The organism is Gordonia sp. ALPHA1B1 (assembly GCF_005502615.1).
Lineage (GTDB): Bacteria > Actinomycetota > Actinomycetes > Mycobacteriales > Mycobacteriaceae > Gordonia > Gordonia hongkongensis.
Genome location: NZ_SCOC01000090.1, coordinates 1 through 1442, shown reverse-complemented (window position 1 = coordinate 1442; position 1442 = coordinate 1). Strand labels below are relative to the sequence as shown.

Annotated in this window: 1 protein-coding gene and 1 pseudogene; both read right to left on the bottom strand. The window is 68.4% G+C overall.

Annotated features, from left to right (window positions below; all coding sequences use genetic code 11):
- A pseudogene (locus FFS52_RS23510) lies at positions 1-595 on the bottom strand (transposase family protein); the annotation flags it as partial.
- 637 nt (positions 596-1232) lie between these two features.
- On the bottom strand, positions 1233-1442 hold a 210-nt coding region (locus FFS52_RS23505), incomplete at its 5' end, for an antibiotic biosynthesis monooxygenase (RefSeq protein ID WP_137811082.1).

Below are 1442 nucleotides of genomic sequence, written 5' to 3'. Positions count from 1 at the left end.
GGCCGGCGCCATCGCGGACCGGGGTGAGGTCGATGATCACGGTGACGCACTTGTCGCCACGCCTGGTGTGGCGCCAGACGTGCTCATCGACGCCAATGACCTTCACGCCCTCAAACCGCGTGGGGTCGTTGATCAGCAGCCGCTTGCCTTCAGCCAGGACCGCGTTGGCGGTGTCCCACGCGACCCCGAGTCCCTCGGCGACACGGGCGACGGTGAGGTGTGCGACCACGATCCCTTCCAGCGCCCACCGCAGCCCGGTGCGCGAGAGCTTCGCGCGTGGCTCCGCCGCGGCGCTGGTGTCTTGGCGCCACACGTGTCCGCAGTCGGCACAGCGGTAGCGGCGCACTACAACTTCCAGCACGGTCGGTCGCCAGCCCAGCGGCTCGTGGGCCAACCGCCGGATCACGGTGTCACGAGCAGCGCCTTCGCGGCCGCACCGTCGGCACCACTGATCTGGTTCCACCACGCGGCACGCGAGGACCGCACGATCCGGTTCAAGCCGTTGTCCGGTCACGCTCAGACCGAGGCCGTCGAGTCGAGCGAAGGCGGTCAGGTCTGGGCGGCCGAAGCCGGCCGGCGGGGTAGCGTCGGACACGTCGAGGTCTTTCGGATGGAAGGCGTAGGAACCTCCGTCGTCGGGAGACCTCGACGTCTATCTCCGGACCGACGCGCTCGGCCGACCTACACCGTCATCTGAGAAGACCCCTGAAACGTCTTCGACGACGACGGGACCGGCGAGGAGGAGGGCGCGGTTAGCTAAAGGAATGGAGCTTGCTCGGCTTCGACGCCGCCGCAAGCTCCGGTGAAACGGTCGGTACTGGTCGGTCGTCGTCGGTCACCACCGGATGGCGGCGTCCCCCACGCTCGGCGTTTGCGCAGGTCAGCGGCTCGTTCGCCCAGTGGGCGCATCAAGCGATAGACGCAAAGCCGACGTGATTAGGTCGTCGGTTCGATTCCGACAGGCGGCTCCGGCGAACAGCCCCTGACCTGCGGAAACGCAGGGCAGGGGCGATTCGGTTCTGGTGGTCGCGCGATGCGCTGGCCTCACGGCTCTGCCCGACACCGACGTCGCTCTCCTCTGCGACGGACCCCTCGCCGGCTGAGCGCTCGCGGCCGGCATCCTGTCCGTGTGCCGATAGGCCTCGCACCGCTCGGCAACGCAGCGTGGCGTTGCGTTGCGTCGCGACCTGGCGACGGCTCGGCGGGGCGCGATCGTCTAGTGCGTTGGCGGACTACGGGAGCTTGGACGCGAGGACGTCGGCCGGAAGGATCTCGGGTGCTGCGCCGAGGAGGTGCTGGTTGGCCATCAGGGCTGCGACGATGGCGCCGTTGGCGTGGGCGTCGCGAGCGGCCTCGTCAGGGAATGCATCGAAGATCCAGAAGGTGTCGGCGTGGGTCCTGACCGCGAACCAGACAATCGTTCCTACTTCTTCGTTGGCGAG